This window comes from Andreprevotia sp. IGB-42, from assembly GCF_009848685.1.
Classification (GTDB): domain Bacteria; phylum Pseudomonadota; class Gammaproteobacteria; order Burkholderiales; family Chitinibacteraceae; genus Andreprevotia.
The window spans coordinates 13,486-36,479 of the sequence record NZ_WXTX01000001.1 but is presented as its reverse complement, the minus strand read 5'-3'; the positions used below and the strand labels follow the sequence as shown (position 1 = coordinate 36,479).

Annotated in this window: 32 protein-coding genes and 1 other RNA gene; 13 read left to right on the top strand and 20 right to left on the bottom strand. The window is 60.1% G+C overall.

The window, feature by feature from the left end; genetic code table 11:
* Positions 1-68: 68 nt before the first annotated feature.
* On the top strand, positions 69-710 hold the full coding sequence (locus tag IGB42_RS00225) for a pyridoxamine 5'-phosphate oxidase family protein (RefSeq protein ID WP_159664894.1): 642 nt from the start codon (positions 69-71) through the stop codon (positions 708-710).
* Positions 711-732: 22 nt separating this feature from the next.
* Here the strand turns inward: IGB42_RS00225 and IGB42_RS00220 are convergent, their stop codons facing one another.
* A complete protein-coding gene (locus IGB42_RS00220) occupies positions 733-1,632 on the bottom strand; it encodes a LysR family transcriptional regulator (RefSeq protein WP_159664892.1) in 900 nt (299 codons plus the stop codon).
* 152 nt (positions 1,633-1,784) lie between these two features.
* On the opposite strand from IGB42_RS00220, the gene IGB42_RS00215 reads away from it, so the two are divergent.
* The gene (locus IGB42_RS00215; protein WP_159664890.1) at positions 1,785-2,534 is read left to right on the top strand and encodes an SDR family oxidoreductase; all 750 of its coding nucleotides are present in this window, start codon (positions 1,785-1,787) and stop codon (positions 2,532-2,534) included.
* 99 nt (positions 2,535-2,633) lie between these two features.
* Here the strand turns inward: IGB42_RS00215 and IGB42_RS00210 are convergent, their stop codons facing one another.
* A complete protein-coding gene (locus tag IGB42_RS00210) occupies positions 2,634-3,032 on the bottom strand; it encodes a helix-turn-helix domain-containing protein (protein WP_159664888.1) in 399 nt (132 codons plus the stop codon).
* 88 nt (positions 3,033-3,120) lie between these two features.
* Here IGB42_RS00210 and IGB42_RS00205 point away from each other — a divergent pair, with 88 nt between their 5' ends.
* The 3 genes from IGB42_RS00205 to IGB42_RS21910 are packed head-to-tail and all read left to right on the top strand — an operon-like array spanning position 3,121 to position 4,079.
* The gene (locus IGB42_RS00205) at positions 3,121-3,438 is read left to right on the top strand and encodes a multidrug efflux SMR transporter (RefSeq protein ID WP_159664886.1); all 318 of its coding nucleotides are present in this window, start codon (positions 3,121-3,123) and stop codon (positions 3,436-3,438) included.
* Positions 3,439-3,450: 12 nt separating this feature from the next.
* Positions 3,451-3,969 carry an FMN-dependent NADH-azoreductase gene (locus IGB42_RS00200; protein WP_201799773.1) on the top strand — a complete coding sequence of 173 codons (519 nt, stop codon included), beginning with the start codon at positions 3,451-3,453 and terminating at the stop codon, positions 3,967-3,969.
* Positions 3,939-4,079, top strand: coding sequence for a hypothetical protein (locus IGB42_RS21910; protein ID WP_201799772.1), 141 nt, complete (start codon positions 3,939-3,941; stop codon positions 4,077-4,079). The genes IGB42_RS00200 and IGB42_RS21910 overlap by 31 nt, the downstream gene beginning before the upstream one ends.
* Positions 4,080-4,106: 27 nt before the next feature.
* Here the strand turns inward: IGB42_RS21910 and IGB42_RS00195 are convergent, their stop codons facing one another.
* The 5 genes from IGB42_RS00195 to IGB42_RS00175 form a co-directional block, all read right to left on the bottom strand.
* The gene (locus IGB42_RS00195) at positions 4,107-4,736 is read right to left on the bottom strand and encodes an NADAR family protein (RefSeq protein WP_159664884.1); all 630 of its coding nucleotides are present in this window, start codon (positions 4,734-4,736) and stop codon (positions 4,107-4,109) included.
* Between the two features lie 30 nt (positions 4,737-4,766).
* Positions 4,767-5,267 carry a hypothetical protein gene (locus IGB42_RS00190; RefSeq protein WP_159664882.1) on the bottom strand — a complete coding sequence of 167 codons (501 nt, stop codon included), beginning with the start codon at positions 5,265-5,267 and terminating at the stop codon, positions 4,767-4,769.
* Between the two features lie 344 nt (positions 5,268-5,611).
* Positions 5,612-6,244: a hypothetical protein gene (locus tag IGB42_RS00185; RefSeq protein WP_159664880.1), complete on the bottom strand. Its 633-nt coding sequence runs from the start codon at positions 6,242-6,244 to the stop codon at positions 5,612-5,614.
* Positions 6,245-6,328: 84 nt separating this feature from the next.
* Positions 6,329-6,526 carry a YqaE/Pmp3 family membrane protein gene (locus tag IGB42_RS00180; RefSeq protein WP_159664878.1) on the bottom strand — a complete coding sequence of 66 codons (198 nt, stop codon included), beginning with the start codon at positions 6,524-6,526 and terminating at the stop codon, positions 6,329-6,331.
* A 414-nt stretch (positions 6,527-6,940) separates the two neighbouring features.
* A complete protein-coding gene (locus IGB42_RS00175) occupies positions 6,941-7,216 on the bottom strand; it encodes a hypothetical protein (protein WP_159664876.1) in 276 nt (91 codons plus the stop codon).
* A gap of 309 nt (positions 7,217-7,525) precedes the next feature.
* Here IGB42_RS00175 and IGB42_RS00170 point away from each other — a divergent pair, with 309 nt between their 5' ends.
* Positions 7,526-8,068 (top strand): DUF1697 domain-containing protein, encoded by a 543-nt coding sequence (locus tag IGB42_RS00170; RefSeq protein ID WP_159664873.1) that lies wholly within the window; start codon positions 7,526-7,528, stop codon positions 8,066-8,068.
* A gap of 55 nt (positions 8,069-8,123) precedes the next feature.
* Here the strand turns inward: IGB42_RS00170 and IGB42_RS00165 are convergent, their stop codons facing one another.
* The 4 genes from IGB42_RS00165 to IGB42_RS00150 all read right to left on the bottom strand — a co-directional run bounded on the left by IGB42_RS00165 (position 8,124) and on the right by IGB42_RS00150 (position 10,109).
* Complete coding sequence (locus IGB42_RS00165; protein ID WP_159664870.1) at positions 8,124-8,339, bottom strand: hypothetical protein; 216 nt, start codon at positions 8,337-8,339, stop codon at positions 8,124-8,126.
* A 3-nt stretch (positions 8,340-8,342) separates the two neighbouring features.
* Entirely contained in the window at positions 8,343-8,498 is a 156-nt protein-coding gene (locus IGB42_RS00160; protein WP_159664867.1) for a hypothetical protein, read from the bottom strand.
* A gap of 21 nt (positions 8,499-8,519) precedes the next feature.
* Positions 8,520-9,032 carry a hypothetical protein gene (locus tag IGB42_RS00155; RefSeq protein ID WP_159664864.1) on the bottom strand — a complete coding sequence of 171 codons (513 nt, stop codon included), beginning with the start codon at positions 9,030-9,032 and terminating at the stop codon, positions 8,520-8,522.
* 312 nt (positions 9,033-9,344) lie between these two features.
* Positions 9,345-10,109 (bottom strand): RNA methyltransferase, encoded by a 765-nt coding sequence (locus IGB42_RS00150; RefSeq protein ID WP_174764148.1) that lies wholly within the window; start codon positions 10,107-10,109, stop codon positions 9,345-9,347.
* A gap of 264 nt (positions 10,110-10,373) precedes the next feature.
* Here IGB42_RS00150 and IGB42_RS00145 point away from each other — a divergent pair, with 264 nt between their 5' ends.
* On the top strand, positions 10,374-11,156 hold the full coding sequence (locus IGB42_RS00145) for an inositol monophosphatase family protein (RefSeq protein WP_159664861.1): 783 nt from the start codon (positions 10,374-10,376) through the stop codon (positions 11,154-11,156).
* Between the two features lie 63 nt (positions 11,157-11,219).
* On the opposite strand, the gene smpB is transcribed toward IGB42_RS00145, so the two are convergent.
* A complete protein-coding gene (gene smpB / locus IGB42_RS00140; protein ID WP_159664858.1) occupies positions 11,220-11,675 on the bottom strand; it encodes an SsrA-binding protein SmpB in 456 nt (151 codons plus the stop codon).
* Positions 11,676-11,724: 49 nt separating this feature from the next.
* On the opposite strand from smpB, the gene IGB42_RS00135 reads away from it, so the two are divergent.
* From IGB42_RS00135 to IGB42_RS00110, 6 genes are all read left to right on the top strand, one after another.
* Positions 11,725-12,723: an asparaginase gene (locus tag IGB42_RS00135; RefSeq protein ID WP_159664855.1), complete on the top strand. Its 999-nt coding sequence runs from the start codon at positions 11,725-11,727 to the stop codon at positions 12,721-12,723.
* A gap of 20 nt (positions 12,724-12,743) precedes the next feature.
* Positions 12,744-12,841, top strand: an RNA gene (ffs, locus tag IGB42_RS00130) — signal recognition particle sRNA small type.
* Positions 12,842-13,137: 296 nt separating this feature from the next.
* The gene (locus IGB42_RS00125) at positions 13,138-13,689 is read left to right on the top strand and encodes a septation protein A (RefSeq protein ID WP_159664852.1); all 552 of its coding nucleotides are present in this window, start codon (positions 13,138-13,140) and stop codon (positions 13,687-13,689) included.
* Between the two features lies 1 nt (position 13,690).
* The gene (locus IGB42_RS00120; protein WP_159664849.1) at positions 13,691-13,993 is read left to right on the top strand and encodes a YciI family protein; all 303 of its coding nucleotides are present in this window, start codon (positions 13,691-13,693) and stop codon (positions 13,991-13,993) included.
* Complete coding sequence (locus IGB42_RS00115; RefSeq protein WP_159664845.1) at positions 13,993-14,253, top strand: BolA family transcriptional regulator; 261 nt, start codon at positions 13,993-13,995, stop codon at positions 14,251-14,253. The genes IGB42_RS00120 and IGB42_RS00115 overlap by 1 nt, the downstream gene beginning before the upstream one ends.
* A 36-nt stretch (positions 14,254-14,289) precedes the next feature.
* Entirely contained in the window at positions 14,290-15,063 is a 774-nt protein-coding gene (locus tag IGB42_RS00110) for a peptidyl-prolyl cis-trans isomerase (protein WP_159664841.1), read from the top strand.
* Between the two features lie 82 nt (positions 15,064-15,145).
* Here IGB42_RS00110 and IGB42_RS00105 read toward each other — a convergent pair whose 3' ends face one another.
* From IGB42_RS00105 to radC, 8 genes are all read right to left on the bottom strand, one after another.
* On the bottom strand, positions 15,146-15,499 hold the full coding sequence (locus IGB42_RS00105) for a hypothetical protein (protein WP_159664838.1): 354 nt from the start codon (positions 15,497-15,499) through the stop codon (positions 15,146-15,148).
* Positions 15,500-15,699: 200 nt separating this feature from the next.
* A complete protein-coding gene (locus IGB42_RS00100; RefSeq protein ID WP_159664836.1) occupies positions 15,700-16,416 on the bottom strand; it encodes an ABC transporter ATP-binding protein in 717 nt (238 codons plus the stop codon).
* On the bottom strand, positions 16,413-17,192 hold the full coding sequence (locus tag IGB42_RS00095; RefSeq protein WP_159664833.1) for an ABC transporter ATP-binding protein: 780 nt from the start codon (positions 17,190-17,192) through the stop codon (positions 16,413-16,415). The genes IGB42_RS00100 and IGB42_RS00095 overlap by 4 nt, the downstream gene beginning before the upstream one ends.
* Positions 17,189-18,301 (bottom strand): ABC transporter ATP-binding protein, encoded by a 1,113-nt coding sequence (locus IGB42_RS00090; protein WP_159664830.1) that lies wholly within the window; start codon positions 18,299-18,301, stop codon positions 17,189-17,191. The genes IGB42_RS00095 and IGB42_RS00090 overlap by 4 nt, the downstream gene beginning before the upstream one ends.
* Positions 18,302-18,320: 19 nt before the next feature.
* Positions 18,321-19,250, bottom strand: coding sequence for a branched-chain amino acid ABC transporter permease (locus IGB42_RS00085; RefSeq protein WP_159664827.1), 930 nt, complete (start codon positions 19,248-19,250; stop codon positions 18,321-18,323).
* Positions 19,251-19,764: 514 nt separating this feature from the next.
* Positions 19,765-20,982, bottom strand: a complete 1,218-nt coding sequence (locus IGB42_RS00080) for a branched-chain amino acid ABC transporter substrate-binding protein (RefSeq protein WP_159664824.1) — start codon at positions 20,980-20,982, stop codon at positions 19,765-19,767.
* 203 nt (positions 20,983-21,185) lie between these two features.
* Positions 21,186-22,232: a VCBS repeat-containing protein gene (locus tag IGB42_RS00075; RefSeq protein ID WP_159664821.1), complete on the bottom strand. Its 1,047-nt coding sequence runs from the start codon at positions 22,230-22,232 to the stop codon at positions 21,186-21,188.
* Between the two features lie 76 nt (positions 22,233-22,308).
* A complete protein-coding gene (radC, locus tag IGB42_RS00070; RefSeq protein ID WP_159664818.1) occupies positions 22,309-22,986 on the bottom strand; it encodes a DNA repair protein RadC in 678 nt (225 codons plus the stop codon).
* Positions 22,987-22,994 lie beyond the last annotated feature (8 nt).

The following is a 22,994-nucleotide window of genomic DNA, read 5'->3' as shown; positions in this document are numbered from 1 at the left end:
TCTAGTGATAGAGCCAATGCTAACCTAAGCTGCGCGCTTTTCCTTATCCGGTAAAAGCGATTCTCCTCATGTCTTCCGCCCCCACACCCCGTACCCGCATCCGCCGCATCGCAGAACTGGCCAATTACGAACGTGCCACGCTGCACGCCATCGTGGATGCAGCCTATCTGTGCCATATCAGTTTCTTTGATGGCGAAAGCAGTCACTGCATCCCCACCGCCTGCTGGCGTGACGGTGATTTCCTTTACATCCATGGCTCCAACGGCGGCCGCCTGATGCGGCAATTGGTAGCAGACCGTGATGTATCGGTTGCCATCACGCATCTGGATGGGCTGGTGCTGGCGCGCTCGGCATTCAATCACTCGATGAACTACCGCTCTGCGGTGGTATACGGCCGCTTCGAGCCAGTCACCGATCTGGCAGCCAAGCACGCGCTGATGGATGCATTCATGCACAAGATCGCGCCGGGGAGGGAAGATGAAGCACGCCGTGGCAATGCCAAGGAGTTTGCCGCGACGACCATCCTGCGTATTTCGCTGGATGAAGCTGCGGCCAAGATCCGCACCGGCGGGGTGGAAGATGACGAGGCTGATCTGGCGCTGCCGGTGTGGGCAGGCGTACTGCCTTTGGCGCAGGTACGGCAAGCACCGCTTGCTGATGCGGCCAATACCGTGCCGGCCCCCGCCTATGTGCAGCGGTGGGCGCTGTGATCGGCAACTGCGGGTTACCCGCTTATCTGTCCCACGGCGGCACGCCGCTGAATGCGTTGACCAGATAATCGATCATCACCCTGACCTTGGCGCTGAGATGGCGCCGGCTGGGGTAGACGGCGAGCACATCCGTATCGGGCATGCGGTAATCGGGCAGCAGCGGTTGCAGGCGCCCGGCACGCAGGTCATCGCCCACCAGAAAAGTGGGCTGCCAGATGATACCGGCGCCGGCCAGCGCCGCGCTGCGTGCGGTATCGCCATTATTGGTCTGCAGCCGGCTATTGACCCGCACCGAATGCAGCTTGCTGCTTGCATCGCGGAAGTGCCACTCATCCCCGGTATAGCTGTAGACAATGCATTGGTGCAGGGCCAGGTCCGCCAGTGTTTGCGGCGTGCCATGCGCTGCAAGGTAGCCGGGCGCGGCCACCAGCACGTTGCGCGATGAAGCCAGTTTGCGCGCGGCGTGGCTGGTGGCGCCCGAGCGCGAGATGCGGATCGCTAGGTCGTAGCCTTCATCGACGATATCCACCACGCGATCGATCAGGTTCACATCCAGCTCTACCTGCGGGTGCTGTTGCAGAAAGCCCGGCCACAGCGGCGCCAGATGGCGGATGCCGAAGCTCACTGGCGCATTCAGCCGTAATCGGCCGCGTGCCTGTGCGGAGGAAGCAGTTGCCACCGATTCTGCATCGGCCACGTCATCCAGGATGGATTTGCCGCGCTCGAACAAGGCTTCGCCGCTTTCCGTGAGCGAGAGCTTGCGTGAGCTGCGGTTGAGCAGCCGCGTGCCCAGATAGGCCTCCAGCTCGTTGACATAGCGGGTGACGTTGGCGGGGGAGGTATCCAGCGCATCGGCAGCCCGGGTAAAACTGCCGCGCTGCACCACGGCGACGAAGATCTCGAATGCACGCAGCCTGTCCATCGGGCATCGCCTTTTCATGATTCATAAAAGCTGAATTATTAAACAATTTTTATTGTCTTCTTTGATTTTTTATATGCAGATACATTACATCCATCGAGCAGCGCATTGGGCACTGAACGAGTGCAACAGCAAATACACTTCAGGAGATCGTTATGACACGCTTCAACGCAAAGACAGTACTGGTTACCGGTGGCAACAGCGGCATTGGCCTGGCCACTGCACAGGCATTTGCAGCCGAGGGCGCCCGCGTCATCATCACCGGCCGCGACGAGGCCACGCTGGAACAGGCTCGCGGCACGCTGGGTGAAGGCGCGCTGGCCATCCGCAATGACGCTGGCGATATCCAGGCCGCCAGAACGCTGGCTGCGCAGCTTGCCGAGCAGGGCATCACGCTTGATGCCGTGTTCCTCAATGCCGGTGTGGCCAAGTTTGCACCGCTGGAAGGCGTGGACGAAGCACTGTGGGACCAAACCTTCGATATCAACATCAAGGGCCCGTTCTTTACCCTGCAGGCATTGCGCCCATTGCTGAATGACGGTGCCGGCATCGTACTCAACGGCTCGATCAACGCACATATCGGCATGCCCAATTCCAGCGTGTACGCAGCCAGCAAGGCCGCGCTGATCTCGCTGGCCAAAACCCTGTCGAGCGAGCTGATCGGGCATGGCATCCGCGTCAATGTGGTCAGCCCCGGCCCGGTCAGCACACCGCTGTATGGCAAGCTGGGTATTCCGGCCGAGCAATTGTCCGATGTAGCCGCAGGCATCCAGGCACAGGTACCGCTCAAGCGTTTCGGTACACCCGCAGAGATTGCCAGCGCGGTCACCTACCTCGCATCAAGCGATGCCGGTTTTATCGTCGGCACCGAGCTGATCGTGGATGGTGGCATGAGCCAGCTGTAATCAGGTATTGCGGGCCGCAACCGGCCCGACCCCGCAGCCCCGTGTGCTTGCATGCGGGGCTGTTGCTTTATCTGCGGGTGCGCGGGCAGGGCCGGCCTGTTACTTGCCGCCCGGGTGGCCAGCATGGCCATCAGCTGCATCGAAGCGTTGTTGCGCCTGCGTCAGATCGGCGTGATGCGTTTCCGCCCAGCGGTCCACCACCGCCAGCGTCTGGCTCAGCGAGTGCCCCAGCGGGCTCAGCCGGTATTCCACGTGTGGTGGCACGGTCTGGTAATCGATGCGCTCGACCAGGCCATTGCGCTGCAGCTCGCGCAGCGTTTGCGTCAGCATCTTTTGCGAAACGCCACCGATCCGGCGCAGCAGTTCGCTGTTGCGGGCCGGGCCTGCCGCCAGGAAAGGCACGATCAGCAGCGACCACTTGCTGCTGACCAGCTCCAGCGCGGCACGTGACGGGCAACTGGCGCTGTACACGCTGGCATTTGAATGATCGTTTTCCATCCCTGATCCATAGGCACCAGAAGGTGCGTACTTGTCGTGTGGTGAGTATGGATGCACGCTGATACCACTTCAAGTATCGGAGGTGCTTATGGCCTGGTTGTTGTTGCTGGCTGCCGGCGCGGTGGAAATCGTGATGGCGGTGGCCCTGAAGTATGCGGATGGCTGGAGCAAGCCTGTGCCCGGCGTGATCGGGATTGCTGCAGCATTGCTGAGTATTTTCCTGCTGGCGCGGGCATTGCCGCAGTTGCCTGCCGGCACCGCCTACGCGGTATGGACCGGTATCGGCAGCGTGGGCGTGGCGGTGCTGGGCATCGTGCTGTTTGGCGATAGCCCGTCCGCAGCGCGGTTGCTGTGCATGGCGCTGATCGTTGCCGGCATCGTCGGCCTGCGCTTGATCGAAAACTGACAGGAGAACCCCATGCGCATACTGCATATCGCCGCATCACCGGGCAAAGACGCTTCGCTTTCCGGCGCCACAGCGTGCGCATTGCTCGCCGCCTATCTTGGCCATCACCCCGATGCCAGCGTCGACACGCTGGATGTCTGGGATATCGATCTGCCCGCCTTCGATGCCACGATGATTGCCGCCAAATTCGCCGTGTTGCGTGCGCAGAACGCCACGCCGGAACAACAGGCGCAGTGGGCAAGGGCAGTGGCCATCTCGCAGCGCTTCAACAGTGCAGACCTGTATGTGTTCAGCTTGCCGATGTGGAATTTCGGTGTGCCATACCGGCTGAAACACTTCATCGATGTGGTTACGTTGCCGGGGCAGAACTGGGCCTGGTCGCGGCAGACGGCTATACCCCGTTGCTGGATAACAAGCGCGCGGTGCTGGTGTACAGCAGCGCTGGCGATTACCCGCTGGATGCACCCGGGTTGCCCGATGCGGCTTTCCAGAAACCATATATGCGGCAATGGCTGCGCTTTGTGGGGATAGATGTGGCGGGCGAGATTGCCGTGGCACCCACGCTGGCAGCACCGGAACAACTGGCACTCACGCGGGAGCGGAGCCTGGAGCTGGCGCGCGAGCTCGCGGCGCAGCTTTAGCGCTGCAACTGGCAGGCGGCAGGGTGCTTACCACGAGCCGGACCAAGCCTCCGGTACCGGATAGTAGAGGTCGTATTCGCGCCGTGCCACTGGTGACAACGCGCTGCGCCAGCGGGCGGCGCGCATCAGGTAACCCTCGCCTTCGCCCATGCGCCAGTGCAGATCGGATACTTCGATGCCCGGAAACACCAGCCAGGGTGGTGCGAAGAAGGGCTGCGATTGCGCTTGAGTGCTGCCCCGCAAATCCATCAACAGATACCCAAGCCGGTTGCGGCCACGGCCATCACCGCCATCGCCCCAATAGGCATCGTTGACAGTGTGTTCCACCAGCAAGGCATCGCCGGTGGAAAGGAGGATTTCGCCTATGGCCGGGTGCTGTACAAATTTGGCTGCCAGCGCGGTTGCCATCACGCCGTCCTTGACCTGGTTCCAGTCGGGCAGGATCGGTCGGGTGCGCTCACGGCCGATTTGCGCGGCCAGAAATGGCGTCGGGGCTTGATGCACTGCTGCCTTGTCCGCCGCATGGATCAGCTTGGCAGCCTGGAAGTAATGCTCGCTGGTGGGCCAAGTCAGGCCATCGAGCATGATGGGATAGGGCGCAAAGTTGGAAAAGCAGCCGTAGGGTGCTTCAACGGTATAGAAGTTGATGGTGTTCATTGTGGTGTACCCCTGGCGATGATCGTGGTGCTAGGCTGGCTCTTCAAAAGCGAACCATTCCCGCCGCAATCCATCCTGCGCCAGCGATGCTGCGTCGATGATTGCAGCAAAGGGCACATGGCCTGCCCGGGAGAGGCGCTGGTAGCACTCGCTGGCATGGCGATGGGCGAAATCTTTTTTCTGTGATGCCGGCCTGCGCTGCCACTCATCCGGTCCGGTACGTGCAAAATCGATGTGGTTGCCAATTTCGAACAGCATGGATCTGAAGAGAACGGTGTTGCGCATTGCTGGCACGTTGGGGGTCAGTTCCACCTTGCGGCGTGATCGCGTGATCAGATGCCCATCGCTTTGCAACCTGGCGAGTTCCCGTTCCTGTTCAACGGTGACATGGTTGCTCCAGGCAAGGCTGACGAGTGATTGCGCCTCGATGAGGATGGCAGTACCGGAGTATCGATCGATATCGAAGGCAAAGTGCGCGCGCGCCCATGCCGGTGCCAGAATATCTTGCTTGCGCGTGCGCTGCCGCAGCACGATGAAATCGAATGTGGCGAGTTCTTCCGCGGTGCAATGCCGCAGCAGGGTGGCGATATCATCGATGCTGCATGGGTAGATGGCACCCGGTCGCGTCGGCTCTACAAAGAACAGCCGTTCCTTGCTGCCGATCTGACGCCGCACCACGACGTAGTATTTCAGGTCTTCACAATAGCATCTGGCCTGATGTCAGGATTGCGGAATCACCAGCTTGTTATCCTGGCCGTGGCCTTGAGCCCCGGTACCGATATGCCTGTTCCTGCGGGTCGGGTTCCAGCCTGCGCGCATTGTTTTCTCCATGCGGAAAGGCTAACGCGGCAGCGCCTGGATCACAATGATGCCGGCTATTTTCGCTTGAAGATGAGGACCAGCAGCAACACCGTGACGAGCGCAAAGCCACCCGCCAGCAGACGGGTCTGCCAGGTGAACGCAGCAGCGTTGCCCTCGCTGTCGCTGGTCTGCTTTGCATGCAGCGCGGTCATGTCATCTTGCAGCCCGGCGAGCGTGGCCGGCGTTTCCTTCGTTGTGCCGGTGCCATGCAATTGCGTGCCATCAAAAAGCAGGCCGGCCTTGCTGTCCTTGTCGAGCTTGAATTGCAGCTGTGCATCCGGCTGTTCGGCCGCACTGCAGTCCGATGTGACAGTGACATCAAGATCATTGGCGGGTGCGGGAAACAGAAAGCCGCTGCGCAGATTTGCCGCAAGTTTGTCTGTTACCGGCAACGGCGCAACCAGGTAATTTTCGCCATTAATGTACACACTGATGCCGCAACTTGCCGGTTCGCCCTTGCGTGGCTGCTTGATGACGGTTGCGGGTATATCCACCGTCAGTTCAATCCAGCCGTGGTCTTTGGCCAGGATGTAATTCTCGCGGTATGCCGGCAATTCAGCCTTGCTGCAGCCGGAAAGGCCAAGCAGCAGCGTGCTCAGCATGATTGCGGATGGGCGGGCAAGGTTGATGGGGCAGTAACGGTTCATGCAAGACAGGTCTGCAGCCTAATGGTAGCTACGGAGCATAACCGAAGCCCGGCCGAAAAACCCACTCGGGAACTGCCGCAACGGTTACAGCCGGGTATTGGACAGTGCGTACTGCAGCTTTCGCTCGCTGTTGTATTCGCGGACGGCGTGGATTGCCCAGATGGTGGCCGGCAACCAGCCGATCAACGTTGCCTGCAGAAGCAATGCGGTCAGGCTGGCACCCCTGCGGCCTATGCTCAAAAAAGCCAGAAAGGGCAGGAAGATCGCCAGCAGCAAACGCATTGCAAAGTCCTATGGAGGTGCGGCATGAACGCCGCATGGTGGTCCGGATACCTATGGCGCGCCGACGGCGCACCCCTGCCGTGTGCAAACACGGCATGCCGAACCTTAACAAAATTGCGGCTATTGCTTGCAACTGGATGCTGTGCGTCGGTACTAATACCGGGCTGGCAGGCCAATCAGGCTGCGATCCCGCGGCGCTTGCACCTTGAATGACGCGCCAGCGCACTGTGTATGACCGGTCTTGTAGGTGCTAGCCAGTATTCGCTGCTGGCTGCCCGATAGTGCAGCAAGCGGTATCGGGCCACATATCATTTGGCGTGGGAATACCGGTATGCGTGCCACGCTGATCGTGCCAGTAGCTACTGCTGCGAACCAGCCTGCCACGGATTCGTTACCAGAGCGCATTTCAGGGGATCAAACGGTTTCGCGCCACAAGCTCAGCTTGCATGGCTTGCAAAACCGTTTGCGGCGGTAGTCGGTCATGCGCATCAGGCCGACGTTCAGCAGCGCTTCATTCATGCATTGATGGCAGCGGCCACCTTTGGCATGACGGGCATCCGGGTGCAGCGCCAGATAGGTCTCCTTGGTGGGCAGGCGCTCCCAGTCCTTCAGTGCAGCGGGCATACGGACGAAGTAGTAGAAGAGCACGACAACGGCGCCGATGAAGAGCGCGGTGGATAGAACGATCATGCTTGGCAGGCTCCTGATGTGAAAATAAGGAATCATTTCAAGCGCCTAGCATAGCCAGCCACCGCCATGCCCGTATGGCATATTCAGTAATTTTTGCTATTTTTTGAAAGTTTTGTGAAACCATTCACATTTTTCTTAAAAGCATGATGTCAGTGTTGATCGCGTGCTTGAGCAAGATGGCTTGGCAGTGGTAGATGCAGCTCAGCTTCATTAAAAGGCGCTTGGCTACAACGGATCTGTCCGCCGGGCTTGATTTCACGCTGCCCGATGGGCAGGCTGGGAATTCCTTTGACATGCCCGTGGTGCCGCATGGTTTACGCCGTGTTCTTCCGCAACCTCAACCTGGGGCGCCGCAATTGCCCGGATCGACGTCAGTTCGAGGCCGCGTTCCTGAATGCAGGGGCGGGCTTCGCCGAATCGTTCCTCACCAACGGCACGCTGGCGTTCTCCGCAGTGGATGCCCACAGCGCACAAGTCATACTGGCAGCGGCCTGCGCCGAACTAGCGAACGTATGTGGCTTGAAAGAGCCCGCCTTCCTTCGCGCGCTGCCCGATCTGGCCAGGCTTGCCGCGCTGCGCCCGTTTGCCGGCGTGGATAGGAGCACCGTGTACGATTGCTATGTCACTTTCCTGCATCAGGACGCAGTGATTCCAGCCGGCGCAGCGCTGCAGAACAGCAAGGGCGATGTCGAGGTGCTGCTGGTCAGCGATCTGGCAGCCATGAGCGTGGTCCGCCAACTGGGGCGCAGCCCCGGCAGCCCCAATCTGTTCATGGAAAAAATGCTGGGCTTGCCGGCAACCACGCGGGCATGGAATACGCTCTTGCGCCTGCTGAAGAAATATCCGCTTTGAATCGGCAAAGGCGTCACGCCTATCGTGCCAACGCGGTCATCCGGGCGGTGCCCTATCAGCGGTCAGGACGGCTCGTTCTTGCATTGGCGATGCGGAACAAGCCCAGGCCGGTGCCCAGCAGCACCGTGCCCATGTAGCTGATGTCGATTGCCCAGCGTTGCATCAACTGCTGCTGGGCAAAACCGAGTGCAACAGCGTGTGCCAGAAACACCAGCACTGTAGTCACCAGCACCAGCTTGTCGGGCCAGCGTTGCAGCAGATGGGTATGCACGTATCACTCGAACAGCGGCAGTGCAAAGCCGGCCAGCAACCATGGCGACAAGCCACACCGTAGCAGGGCGCCGCATTGCGCGGCGCCCAAGGCCAGCAACGATGGGATGGCAAACCGCGACAGAAGCCGTTCGCCACCCAACAGAATGATCGGCGTCATCGCCTGGCGACACCTGCCTGATTATTTGCGGCCGTCCTCGGTGGTATCGGCCACGATGCGGTACAGCTCTTCACCGTTCTTGGCAAACAGCAAGCGGCCCTCACCCTTGTAAAAGGTTTCATAGCGGTAGCGGTCTTTTTCGAACAGCGCACCGCTCACTTCGATCCAGTTCTTGCCTGGCTGATAGGTTTTGGTGGCGCCGGGTTTGCCGATCAGCTTTTCTGCCTGCTTGCGCGATATGCCGATGCTCAGCTTGGAAAATTTGCTGCCCGGTGCAACGGTACCGACGATCTCGCCCTCGAAATCACCTTCCTTCGACCAGGTCTTGCTCACCCCGTTGCCGGTAGCCGGCGCGGTCTGGTTTTGCTGGGCTGCCTTCTGGGCAGGGGTGGCGGTCGGCTGCGGCGCAGACTGCGCAGCGCTGGCGGTGCTTTTGTTGCCGGTTGCCCCGGAATTCTTGGTATCCGTCGCGCAGGCGGCAAGGCCGAGGCCAAGTGCAAGAACAAGCGGCAGGGTGAGCGAGCTGGTTTTCATGGATATCCCGTATTGGTCTGATGGCTGGTCTGATGGCGCTACTGATTGCGTCAACACGATCTGCAGCAGGCACTGGCATTCGGTCACTACAGCTTGTGTTGACGCAAGATATGGGTGGTTGTCAACTTACCAAATGAGCAAGACAAAATCCATGAATATCAAAAGATTTGTCTTGTCTGTGTTAGCTGGCATACAGATATTCAACCCGATGTCATATCGTCCAAGCCAACCCCGCGCTTGGCTAGGGAGAAACGAGCTGGATACCGGTGGCTGGCAGACTCGGGATAATGCTTCCGGGCTTAGCGAGGCCGCTCAGTCCGCCTTGCTCGGCCCGGGTAGCGGTTTGCGATCGTACTGCACTGCAGCCCGGCAAACGCCGCGCAGGATATCCACTTCCTCCCGTTCCAGCCTGGCGCGCTGGAACAGCCGGCGCAGTCGGGGCATCAGCCGCTTGGGTGCATGCGGTTTCAGGAAGCCGATCTGGATCAGCGTTTCTTCCAGATGTACGAAAAAGCGTTCCACGTAGTCGTGATCGGCCAGATCGCGCTTTTCTTCCAGGTAGCTCACATCATCGAGCAAGGTGGCGCGCAGTTCATATGCCAGCACCTGTACCGCCTGCGAGAGGTTGAGACTGGAGTAATCCGGGTTGGTGGGAATGGTTACCAGCCGATTGCACAGCTGCACTTCATCGATGGTCAGCCCGCTGGTTTCCGCACCGAACACCAACGCCACTTCGCCACCGTTACGTGCTTCCGCAATGATTTCCGGCACCAGCTGGCGCGGTGTCTGCAACGGTTGCACCAGCTCGCGGCGGCGTGCCGTCATCGCCACCTGCATGGTGGTGCCCGCCAGTGCCTGCTCGATGGAATCGACCACGATGGCGTTGTTCAATACATCATCCGCGCTGCTGGCGAGCGAAGTAGCCACTTCGGACGGAAATTCCTTGGGATTGACCAGGTACAACCGCGTGATTCCCATGGTTTTCATTGCGCGCGCGGTCGAGCCGATATTGCCGGGATGGCTGGTGTGCGAGAGCACCACACGTATTTGGGACAGACAGGCAGTTTCGGCAGACATGGGCAGGGGAACGGGGCGCAAAGAGTGCATTTTACCCGCCATGGCCGCTTCGCGCCCGGCCCATCGTCAGCCGCGTGCCGGAAGATACTGCCAAAGCGGCAATTGCCCGGTAGAATGGCGGCCAGTTGATTTGCCACCTTGATCTTTAGAAGCTGACCGGGCCTGCCCCGGACGCGACACCGCCGCATCGTGATTCATGCTACCCGCCCCTGGCGGCGTGGGCGGTTTTGTTATTGTCAGCTTCGCCATAACAGGAAAACCGCCATGCATCCGATGCTCAATACGGCCGTACGTGCCGCCCGCCGCGCCGCTTCCGTCATCCAGCGCGCGTCCAACAACCTCGATGTGATCGTGACCGAGAAAAAAGGTCATAACGATTTCGTATCGGAAGTGGACCGCGCAGCAGAACAGGCCATCATCGAAACCATCCTCGAAGCCTATCCGACGCATGCCATCCATGCCGAGGAATCGGGTAACCAGGGCAAATCCGAATACACCTGGATCATCGATCCGCTCGATGGCACTACCAACTTCCTGCATGGTTTTCCGCAATATGCGATCTCGATTGCGCTGGAGCACAAGGGCGTGATCACCCAGGCGGTTGTGTACGATCCCAACCGCAATGATCTGTTCACCGCCACCCGTGGCGTGGGCGCGTTCCTGAATGATCGCCGCATCCGTGTTTCCAAGGCGCGCGAGCTGTCCGAATCGCTGATCGGTACCGGTTTCCCGTACACCAACTTCAAGCATCTGGATGTTTACCTGAACATCTTCCGCGACATGGCGCAAAAAGCCGCCGGTATCCGCCGTCCGGGCGCTGCCGCGCTGGATCTGGCCTACGTGGCATGCGGCCGTTTCGATGGCTTCTTCGAGTTCGATCTCAAGCTGGTCGATATCGCTGCCGGTTCGTTGCTGGTACAGGAAGCCGGTGGGCTGATCACCGATATGCAGGGCGAGGAGAAATACCTGGAATCCGGCGACGTGCTGTGCGGTACACCACGCGTGTTCGGCCAGATGCTGCAGCTGATCAGCGGACACCTGAAGTAAGCGGTGCGCTGCAAATGAAAAAAGGGGCAATAGCCCCTTTTTTCTTGCCCGACCTGATTGGTATCAGGTGCGCTTGTTGTGCTCGCGGGCCAGCCGCTGTTTCTCGCGCTGCCATTCGCGGTCTTTCTCGGTTTCCCGCTTGTCGTGCTGCTTCTTGCCCTTGGCAAGGCCGATTTCCAGCTTGATGCGGCCACGGGTGAAGTGCATGTTCAGCGCAGCCACGGTATAGCCCGCGCGGTCGACCTTGATGGACAACTTTTCGATTTCACGCGCGTGCAGCAGCAGCTTGCGCATGCGGGTGGGGTCCGGATACACGTGGGTGGAGGCGGTGGTCAGCGGCGAAATGTGTGCACCCATCAACCAGAAATCGCCCTTCATGTAGACGACGTAGGATTCCTTGAGCTGCACGCGCCCGGCGCGGATCGATTTCACTTCCCAGCCTTCCAGCACGAGGCCCGCTTCGAAGCGGTCTTCGATAAAGAACTCGTGAAAGGCTTTGCGGTTGTCGACTATGGTCATTGAGGTGTTGCTGGGTACGGGCAAAAACATGATTGTAACGGAGGCATCAATGTCCTTGCTTGTGATTTACACCGGCGGAACGCTGGGCATGCGCGCCGGACCACAGGGGCTGGCGCCGGTACCGGGTTTTCTGGGCGCCGAACTGGCACGCCTGCACCCCGGTATCACCTGCATCGAATACCAGCCGCTGCTCGATTCCAGCGCCATGGGCCCGGCGCACTGGAACCGCATTGCCGCAGACATCGCCGCACAGGCCGATGCGCACGATGGCTTCGTGGTACTGCACGGCACCGATACGCTGGCATGGACCGCATCTGCACTCGCGTTCATCCTGCAAGGACTGGACAAACCGGTGGTGCTGACCGGCGCCATGCAGCCGTGGGAAGCGCCAGGCAGCGATGCGCCGGCCAATGTTGCCGCTGCGCTGACATTGGCGCAGCACGGGCAAGTGCGTGAAGTGGCAGTGGTGTTCGCCAGCGTAGCTTACCGCGGCTGCCGAGTGCGCAAGATGGATTGCGAAGCGGACGCTGCGTTCGCCAGCCCGGGAGCGCCGCCGCTGGGGCATTACGAGGATGGGCAATGGCAGATCGATAGCCAGGCATTGCAGCCAGCTGTGCAGTGCGGTTTGCGCCACCAGCCGGTTGCAGTGGACGCACGGATTGCACATTGTGTACTGGCGCCGGGCCACACTACTGATTTCCTGGTTACGGCACTCGATGCCGGGGGGCTCGATGGCCTGCTGCTGCAGAGCTTTGGCGCCGGCAACCTGCCGGATGCGCCAGCGCTGCTGGCCAGTTTGCAGCGCCTGGCTGCGCGTGCACCGGTGGTGAACCTGAGCCTGTGCCCGCAGGGAGGCATCACGCCCGGCCAGTATGCGGCAGGCGCCGGCTTGCAGCAGATGGGGGTGTTCGATGGTGCGGACCTGACGCCGGAGGCGGCACTGGGCAAATTGTACTGGCTGGCAGCGCAGCGGCTGGATCTGGCCACGCAGCGGCGCCTGTTCGAAAGCAATATTGCCGGCGAGCGCACCACACCGGCCAGCTTGTGATATAGTCCCGCTTCTGCAATGGCGGGTCTCCCCGCATGGCTAAGATGTGAACCTGGTCAGGTCCGGAAGGAAGCAGCCACAGCGTTTGATGCCAGTGCCGGGGGTCGGGCTCGCCACCTCATTCCAGCAGCGGGGCCGGATTTCATCCGGCCCCGTTTTTGCTTTTGCAATCCACAAAGTTTCACGCCACGCCTGCTTCAGTGTCATCGACCAGACTTGATCCCGGTCAAGTCCTGCCGCCGCGTTGCCGGGCAGAATGGCCTTGCGTCAGCGCATGTGTTCCAGTGAGCTTTGCGCGCCGCAGGCCAATGCGGCGCTTTTTTATGCGGCATTTCTGCAAAATTCACTTTTGCGCTGCTTGTTTTGGCAGATTGTCCGCCGCATAATGCGCAATCTCCAGCATACAGTGCTGCCATGAAGTTTCTGTTTGATCTCCTCGCTGTCCTGCTGTTTTTCGGCACCTACCTGATCACGAAAGACATCTATCTTGCGACCAAGGTTGCCATGGCGACGGCTGCGCTGCAGGTAGGCTATGTCTATCTGCGCCACCGCAAGGCCGAACCCATGTTGCTGCTCAGTTCAGGCATGGTGATCGGGCTGGGCGCATTGACGCTGATTTTCCACGATCCACTGTTCATCAAATTCAAGCCCACCGCACTGTACTGGTTGTTTGCCGTGGTGCTGGGCGGCGCGCATGCATTGCGCGGCAAGAATCTGATCAGGAGCATGCTCGAGAAGCAGATTGCGCTGCCCGAGCCGATCTGGGCACGCCTCAACTGGGCGTGGGCAGGTTTCTTCCTGTTCCTTGGCCTGCTCAATCTGTTCGTCGCATTGCGCTTTACCGAAGCGCAGTGGGTCAATTTCAAGTTTTATGGCACCACCGGCCTGATCTTTGCATTTGCCATTGCGCAAAGCGTGTACCTGTCGCGCCACGTCGAAGATCTGCCGGCTGAAACCAAGGATTGACATGCCGCTTTATGCCATCATCGGTAACGATCGCACTGACAGCCTGACCGATCGTCTGGCCAGCCGCCCGGCTCATCTGGCCCGTCTGGAGCAATTGAAAGCAGAAGGGCGCTTGGTCCTGGCCGGCCCGTTCCCTGCCATCGATTCGGTTGATCCCGGCTCAGCCGGTTTTTCCGGCAGCCTGATCGTAGCCGAATTCGAAACGCTGGCAGCTGCCCGGACTTGGGCCGATGCAGACCCCTATCGTGCTGCCGGCGTGTACACCGATGTCATCGTCAAGCCGTTCAAGCACGTGTTACCCTGATGAGCTTGGAAGCAGAAATACGTCAGCGTCTGGCCAGTCTGTCGCCAGAATCGGTTGACCTTTATGATGATAGTGCCGCGCATGCCGGTCATGCCGGCAACCGCGGTGGCGGCCACTACGATCTGGTGATTGTAGCGGCCGTTTTTGCGGGGCAGAACGCGCTGCAGCGCCACCGTACCGTATATGGTGTGCTGGGCGATTTGATTCCTGACCGGGTGCATGCGCTGAGCGTGAAGGCATATGCTCCCGGCGAACTTTGACAACTCACGCAATACATACAAACAAGGAACGATTCAATGCGTCAACCCAAAAGTCTTGCGCTGATTCTCTCCCTCAGCGCTGCCGCCGCGTTTGCTGGCAACGTGGCCACCGTGAACGGTGTGGCGATTTCTGATGCCAAGGTCGACTTCTACGTGAAGCAAGTTACCGAACGCGGTCAGAAAGATACGCCGGAACTGCGCGCCAAGGTCAAGGAAGAGCTGGTCCGCAACGAAGTGCTGTACCAGGAAGCCCAGAAGAAGGGCCTGGACAAGACCCCGGACGTGCAACAACGCCTGGACTTCGCCAAGCAACAGATCCTGGTTGGTGCACTGATCAATGACTTCGTGAAAGCCAACCCGGTTTCCGATGCAGATCTGAAAAAAGAATACGACAAGAACAAGGCTGGCATGTCGGGCAAGGAATACAAGGCTCGCCATATCCTGGTGAAGACCAAGGAAGAAGCTGATGCCATCGAAGCCGATCTGAAGAAAGGCAAGAAGTTCGATGACATCGCCAAGGCCAAGTCACTCGATACCGGCAGCGCCAAGAATGGCGGTGATCTGGGCTGGGCCAATCCGGCTGGCTTCGTGCCCGAGTTCGGCAAGGCACTGACCGCGCTGACCAAGGGCAAGGTTTCCGACCCGGTGCAAACCCAGTTCGGCTGGCACGTGATCAAGCTGGACGACGTGCGTGATGCCAAGGGCCCGTCCTTCGACGAAGTGAAGGCCGAGCTGCAACGCGCCGTGCAAGGCGACAAGGTACAGAAGTATGTGGAAGACCTGACCTCGAAGGCCAAGGTCGGCAACTGATTCTGCTTGCTGCCAATAAAAAACCCCGCGCTGCGGGGTTTTTTATTGAGCATCACCGGCTATCCGCTAACCGGCATCGTCATCACGACGCTGCAGAGGCCCCGGATGCGTGGCTGCTCTTGTTCTTTTCGAACTTCCAGCGCTCGCTGATCAGCGGGCTGCCCAGTTGCGCGTCGGTCGCATCGGGCTGGCTGGCGTCCTTCAGGCGGGCGCGGATTTCGCCGTAGCAGCGTAGTCGGGTAGCTTCATCCGCTGCGCCGCCGCTGTACAGCGATTCACCGCATTCGGCCAGTACCGTCTTGAATTGATCACGGTCGAGGTTGAGTACCGGGTTGCCGGTTTCAACAACCGGGGCGGGCACCTGTTGCGGGGCTTCGTCACATGCGGACAGTGCCAGTGCCATTGCCATGAACACCGGCAGGGCAAAACGTTTCATGTTCTCCTCCTTGTTCTTGTTTGCTTTGAAATGCTTGTGGTAGTGGAATACTGCGGGTGACGGATTGTAAGCCGATTCAAAGCGCTGTGCGAAGCAGATGCTGCGTGATGCGTGCAGAGTGTGTGCTTTGGCGCGCACCATGCAAAAGAGCCGCATGAAGCGGCTCCCTGCAATGCCCGCCAGATGTCCGATGCGGTGGTTCATTCGCCCAGATAGGCTTTCTGGATCGCCTCGTTGGCCAAGAGGTTTTCCGCGCTGTCGGCCAGCGTGATCTGGCCCGATTCCATCACATAGCCGCGGTTGGCGGTCTGCAACGCCAGCTTGGCATTCTGTTCCACCAGCAGCATGGTGACGCCCTCGGCAGCGATCATGCGGATGATCTCGAAAATCTTCTGCACGATGATGGGCGCCAGGCCCATTGAGGGTTCATCCAGCAGCAGCAGCTTGGGCCGGCTCATCATCGCGCGGCCGATGGCCACCATCTGCTGTTCACCACCGGACAGGGTGCCGGCCAGCTGCTTGTGGCGCTCTTTCAGCCGCGGGAACAGGCCGAACACACGCTCCAGGTCGCTGGCGATTTCCGCCTTGTCATTACGCGTGTAGGCACCCATCTGCAGGTTTTCCTCCACGGTCAGGCGGCTGAAAATGCCGCGACCTTCCGGCACCAGCACCATGCCTTCGCGCACGTAGTCATAGACCGGCAGCCTGGCGGTGGATTGGCCCTTGAAGACGATTTCGCCTTCGGCCGGCTTGACCATGCCCACCAGAGTTTTCAGCGTGGTGGATTTGCCGGCGCCATTGGCGCCGATCAGCGCCACCAGTTCGCCCGGGTTGACTTCGAGGTTGATTCCCTTGACCGCGTGAATGCCACCGTAGGCAACCTTCAGGTCCTTGATTTGCAGCAGGGCTTGACTCATTCGCTGGCGACTCCCAGATATGCTTCGATCACTCTTGGATCATTCTTCACTTGTGCCGGTACGCCTTCGGCGATTTTCTTGCCGTAGTCGAGCACGGCAATGCGGTCACACAAGCCCATCATCAGCTTCACATCGTGCTCGATCAGCAGGATGGTCACGCCGTCGCCACGGATCTTCTCCATCAGCGTTTTCAGCGCCGCGGTTTCGTTCGGGTTCATGCCGGCAGCGGGTTCGTCCAGCGCCAGTAGGGTAGGGCCGGTGGCCAGTGCACGGGCAATTTCCAGCCTGCGCTGATCACCGTACGACAGGTTGCGTGCCAGCTCCTGCGCGCGCTTGCCAATGCCCACGTAATCGAGCAGCTCCAACGCACGTGCCTTGATGCTCGCTTCCTCTGCTTTGGCTTTCGGCGGGTGGAACACCGCGCCGAATACGCCGGCCCTGGTGCGCACGTGCTGGCCCACCATCACGTTCTCCAGCGCCGTCATGTTGGCGAACAGGCGGATGTTCTGGAAGGTGCGGGCAATACCGCTTTCCACCACCACGTAGGGTTTCTGGCGGAACAGGTTCTTGCCGGCAAAGGTGAACTTGCCTTCGTCGGGCAGGTAAAGCCCGGTCAGCACATTGAACAGCGTGGTCTTGCCGGCGCCGTTCGGGCCGATCAGGCCATAGATTTCGCCCTTGTTGATCGACAGCGATACATCGCTCAGCGCATGCAGGCCGCCAAAACGCTTGTGGATGCCCTCGATGCTGAGAAGCGGTTGCTGGACGTTGCTCATGCCGTAGCCTCCGCGTCTTTTTCATGGAATTCCGCTTTGCGGCGCTTGGATGGCCACAGGCCTTCCGGGCGCAGCAGCATGATGATGATCATGGCAAGGCCGAAAATCAGCATGCGCAGGTTTTCCGGGTCCACCACGCGCTTGCCGAACACCGCGTTCTGCAGCGGATTGATCACGTCACGCAGGATTTCCGGCGTGATCGATACGATGATGGCGCCCAGGATCACGCCCGGAATGTGCCCCATGCCGCCCAGCACCACCATGCACAGCACCATGATCGATTCCATCAGCACGAAGGATTCGGGCGATACGAAGCCCTGGAAGCTGGCAAACAGCGCACCGGATACCCCGCCGAAGCTGGCGCCCATGGCAAACGCCAGCAGCTTGATGTTGCGGGTGTTGATGCCCATGGCGTTGGCGGCGATTTCATCCTCGCGGATGGCCACCCAGGCACGGCCGATACGCGATTGCTGCAGGCGCACGGTCACGAAGATGATCAGCGCGCAGAACGCCAGGATCAGGTAGTAGTAGCTGTGCACGGTTTCGAACGTGATGCCCAGCCACTCGATCGGCCGGCCCAGATCCAGCCCGCCCACATGTACCTTGGCAATGTTGTTGATGCCTTGCGGGCCATTGGTGATGTTGATCGGGCGATCCAGGTTGTTCATGAAGATGCGCACGATTTCGCCAAAACCCAGTGTCACGATGGCCAGGTAGTCACCACGCAGCTTCAGCGTGGGCGAGCCCAACAACACCCCGAACAGCCCCGCCACAAGCGCTGCCAGCACCAGCATGATCAGCAACGGTGGATAGGCCAGCCATGATGGCAGGACGGCCTGCAGGTGTGGCGAGTTGAGCAGCGCGTACAGATAGGCACCCACCGCGTAGAACGCGATATAGCCCAGGTCGAGCAGCCCGGCGTAGCCGACCACGATGTTGAGGCCCAGCGCCAGCATGATGTAGAGGAGGGCGAAGTCGACGGCACGCAGCCAGGACTTGCCGTTCTCGAAGCCGCCGGACAATACCCAGGGCAGGATGGCCAGCACGATGGCGAACAGGATGCTCGCAATCAGCCGTTGCTGGCGGTTTTTCAGGAAATCGATAGCCATTGTTGTTTTCTCCGTTGGCTCAGGCGCGGTCGGCCACGCGTTCGCCAAGCAGGCCGCTTGGGCGGAATACAAGGACGCCGATCAGCACCACGAAGGCAAAGATGTCCTTGTAGTTGCTGCCGAGGAAGCCGCCGGTGAGGTCGCCCAGGTAACCGGACCCGAGGCTTTCGATCAGCCCCAGCAGAATGCCGCCCACCACGGCACCGGCGAGGTTGCCGATGCCACCCAGCACGGCTGCGGTGAAGGCCTTCAGGCCGATCAGGAAGCCCATGTACGCATGGGCCTGGTCATAGTTGGCTGCAACCATCACGCCGGCCACGGCGCCCAGGCCCGAGCCGATCATGAAAGTCATCGAAATGATGCTGTTGATGTTCACGCCCATCAGGCCGGCCACATCCGGGTTCTGCGCGGTGGCGCGCATGGCGCGGCCCAGCTTGGTGCGCTCGATCAGGAAGAACAGGCCGCCCATCAGCAGCAGTGCCAGGATCACGATGGCCACCTGCAGGTCGGTCACCGCAGCGCCGAAGAAATCGTGCACGGTGGTGGGCAAGATGGCGGGGAAGGGGCGATAGCTGCGGCCCCAGATCAGCATGGCCACCTGCTGCAGCACGATGGAAACGCCGATCGCGGTGATCAGTGGCGCCAGGCGCGGCGCACGGCGCAGCGGGCGATAGGCGACCTTCTCGATGGTGTAGCCCAGCAGCGCGGAAACCGGGATGGCCATCAACAGGCCAGCCAGCAACAGCAGCGGGCCGGGCAGGCTGACGCCCATGCCCAGCAGCAGGTTGATGCAGGTGATGGTGACCATCGCGCCGATCATCACGATTTCGCCATGGGCAAAATTGATCAGTTGCATGATGCCGTACACCATCGTGTAGCCCAGAGCGATCAGCGCATAAATGCTGCCGACCACCAGGCCATTGATGATTTGTTGCAGGAAGATATCCACTTGGCTCCCATCCTCGGTGAGGGTATTGGTATCGACCGTCTTGCAGCCTGCGCTTGCGTGCGGGCCGTTGGGCGACGGTCATCTGTATGCAGTTGCGTTTGAAACCAACCGTTACAGTTTAGCGAGCGAAACTTACATCTGCCGACCTGATGCGCCTACTTGCGTGTTTCCCCTATGGGTTAGGCCTTATTCCTGCCATGCATCGCTGCATTTCCGCTGGCTTCCGGCCTGCTTTCAGATATAGCCGGAATGCGGATTGCAGCGGCAATTTTGTCGATATTTCCGCGTAAAACGATCGTTTTCAGCCGGCTGCAGTGCAACTGGCGATAGTGCCTGCTCCGGGTGTGCTGTTGCCAGCCAGCACAAGATTGTTGCTGTGCTGCAACAAGCCGCATGCGGAAATGAAAACGGCGCCCGCAAGGGGCGCCGCTGCAATCGGCTGCAGTTGCTACTGCAGCGCACCCGCTGATGCCGGCTATTGCGCCAGCGGGGCGTTACGACAGGTTGCCGGGGCTTACTTGCCGCCCACGACTTCCAGTACTTCCCACTTGCCGCCCTTCACCTGGTAGATGGTGATGGCGCCATTCTTGATGTCGCCCTTCTCGTCGAACGAGATATGGCCGGTTACACCGTCCAGCTCGATCTTGGCGAGTTCTGGCAGGTACTTGGCAGGCTCGGTGGAGCCGGCTTTCTTCATCGCTTCGACCATGACCTTCACGGCGTCATAGCAGTACGGTGCGTACAGCTGCACATCGGTACCGAACTTGGCCTTGAACTTGTCGAGGAATTCCTTGCCGCCCGGCATGGCAACCTTGTCCTGGCCCGGGCTGGAGGAAATCATGCCTTCCGCATCGCTACCGGCCAGCTTGATCAGCTCCGGCGTTTGCGTGCCGTCGCCGCCCATCACCTTGGCGGCAATGCCCAGCTTCTTGGCCTGCTTCTTCAGCGGTGCTGCTTGCGCATCCATGCCGCCGTAGAAGATCAGGTCAGGCTTGGCACCCTTGATGCTGGTCAGGATGGCGTTGAAGTCGGTTTCCTGGTTGGTGGTGAATTCGCGCTTCACCACTTCCGCACCGGCGGCCTTGGCAGCTTTCTCGAACTCGTCTGCGAGGCCTTGGCCGTAGGCAGTACGGTCGTCAACGATGGCAACCTTCTTCACCTTGAGCTTGGCAACGGCGAAGTCACCCAGCACCTTGCCTTGCTGCGCGTCGTTGGCCATCACGCGGAAGGCGGTCTTGAAGCCCTGTGCGGTGTAGGCTACGGCGGTTGCCGACGGGGAGATCTGCGGGATGCCTGCATCCGAGTACAGCTTGGAAGCCGGGATGGTGGTGCCCGAGTTCAGGTGGCCGATCACGCCGACGACCTTCTGGTCGACAAAGCGCTGCGCTACGGTGGTGGCGGTTTTCGGATCGGCCTGGTCGTCTTCCGATACCAGTTCGAACTTGACCTTCTTGCCGCCGATGTCGGCACCGCCGGCATCGTTGATTTCGTCGATGGCCATCTTCACGCCGTACTCGTTGTCCTTGCCGAGGTGGGCAATATTGCCGGTCAGCGGTGCTGCGTGGCCGATCTTGACAGTACCGTCGCCGCCGGTAGTCGCCGGTGCTTCAGCAGCGGCCGAAGCTGCAGGCGCTGCACTGGCTGCTTCTGGCGCCGCCGGTTCCTGTTGTTTGCCGCAAGCGGCGAGCGTGAGCAGCGATGCTGCGATCAGGCTGTAACGCGCGATGGTCATTTGAACTATCCCCTAGATGCTGTTTGGTTGAAATCAGCGAGCGCCGGTGTACGGAGGCTGCAAGCCATCTGAACACAGGACTTACCCGATGATAGAAAACGATCATGGGGAGGGCGAAGAATGACTGTCAAATACGGGTTTTCCCGGATTCGACTGTTGTATCTGCACCACTAAAGGGTGCGATAAAGAAAAATTGCAAGATTTCAGACGCTTAGGTCCACCTGCTGCAGGCTGCCGACCGCGCCGTCTTCTGTCAGATAAATGCCACTGGCACGTACTTTGCCCAAGGTGTTGTTGCTGGCATCGTTGATATTGAAGTCAGCTTTTGCCGCACCCAGGTAGATGGCACCCACTCCCATGGCTTTCAGGTCGACCTGTTTATCCTGGCCCGATTCATCCTTGAGCCACAGCTTGAGCTGGCCGAATACTGCATCGCCTTCATCGATCCAGCCGTTGCCATCGTCGTCGTAAGCGGCCAATTCCGCAAAGCCGTCACCGGTACGGGTGCCGAACAGCTCGCCACCATTGTCCACCTTGCCGTTGTTGTTGCGATCCAGCGCAAGGAAGGCCGCCCCCTGCTTGAGCTTGCTGATCTGATCCTGCTGGCCGTCGCTATCGATATCGAAAGCGAAGGTCTGGCTGGAGAGCTGGCCGGCGGTACCGCCAAAATCGAGGATCAGCGGGTCTTTCTGCACCTTGGCCAGGCTGCCCGAATAGACGCCCACGCTGCTGGTTTCCGAGTAGCTGCGTGCCATCGAGAGCTCGGCGCTAAACTGGATTTCCCGGCCATCGGCGGTTTTGACGATGCCCTGCGTACTGTATTGCGCTGCTTCCACTTCCTGGTAGCTGTGATTGTATTCAATGGCAAAGCCTGCTTGCGATGCCTGCGCCGGCTGACTGCTGGCCGTTGCTCCGCTGTCCTGCGTGGCCGGTGCATTATCGCCACCTGTGGCGCCCGGTACATACTGGCTGATGTCGATAGCGTGGCCCAGCATGTATTCCAGCAGGCGCTTCACCAGCGAAATGTACGGGCTGAGGTTGTCGTTGGCGTCTTTTTTTTCCACCCGCTGTGCGGATTGCTCGCGGCCAGCATGCGACAGCGATACATCGGGCCGGTTGCCACGCGCCTGCTCCCGCGGTGCTGCCGGCTGGCGTTGCGGCGCCTGGTAGCGCACCGACATGCTGGTCTGTTGCTGGCTGGAAAAGCTGCGGCTTGCCTGGGAGGCAACGGCTGAATCGGTGATGCGCATGATAGGCTCCGCGTAGCATGTTTCTTTTAAGCAATCGGCAGCTTCACGCAAAGCTTGAGGGGCGCTCAGCCCACGTTCAGTCCATAAGCCCTTGTTCCGCAAAGGAGATGACTTGATGTCCTGCAACAAGAAAATGATCCAGCAATTTGATTTCCAACAGCTTTAATGCCTCGGCAAGATGCCGCGTCAACGCGATGTCGGCAGCGGATGGCTGTGCGTTTCCCGACGGATGGTTGTGTGCGACGATGATCGAGGCCGCGTTGAGATTGAGTGCCTTCTTGGCCAGCTCGCGCGGGTAAACCCGCGCCTCGGTCAGCGAGCCTTGTGCTACTTCCTCGCAACTGATCAGCCGGTTGGCTGCATCGAGGAACAGCGCGACAAACACTTCGTTGCTGCGGCCACGCAGCAGCAGCACCAGGTAATCGCGCACCGCTGCGGGCGAGCCCAGCACGCTGTTGCGGCTGATTTCCTCGCTGAGCGCCCGGCGAGACATTTCCAGCACCGCCTGCAGTTGCGCGAACTTGGCATCACCCATGCCGGGCACGGCGGAAAAATCGCTGCGGGCGGCGGCGAACAGCGCATTCAGGCTGCCAAAGCGCAGCAACAGCGTGCGCGCCAGATCGACCGCGCTGCTGCCCACGATGCCCACCCGCAGGAATATCGCCAGCAGTTCCGCATCGGACAACGCTGCCGCACCGCGGGTCAGCAACTTTTCTCTCGGTCGCTCATCGATGGGCCAATCGGTGATGGGCATGGTTTACA